The organism is Dellaglioa sp. CoH-57-MRSF-19, from assembly GCF_056781975.1.
Window position 1 is genome coordinate 1 of sequence record NZ_JBXAXW010000305.1, and the last position, 251, is coordinate 251.

Consider the following 251-nt stretch of genomic DNA (forward strand, 5'->3'; position numbering starts at 1 on the left):
GAGGCTCATATGTGCTCCATTAACGCGAAGTTTGGCCGAATTCCCCGGCAGTCAAACTCGCTGTTGTCCAAGGATTCGTCCCATCTGTTTCTGCCACCGCGATATAACGCGACGGCCCATTTGCTGTCGTCATCTGAGTTACCCCAGAAGAGCTAGAAGTCTTGAAGGACCCCTGAATGTTTTGGTAACGATTCGAGTTACCGCGCATGACTACCGCGCGAACATCGGACACAGCAGGAATGTTCCACTTG

General features: G+C 52.2%; 1 protein-coding gene. It reads right to left on the reverse strand.

What is annotated here, in order from left to right; genetic code table 11:
- Positions 1 to 19: 19 nt before the first annotated feature.
- A partial coding sequence (locus tag AC1RO3_RS09300) for a hypothetical protein (RefSeq protein WP_481764136.1) occupies positions 20 to 251 on the reverse strand: 232 nt, incomplete at its 5' end.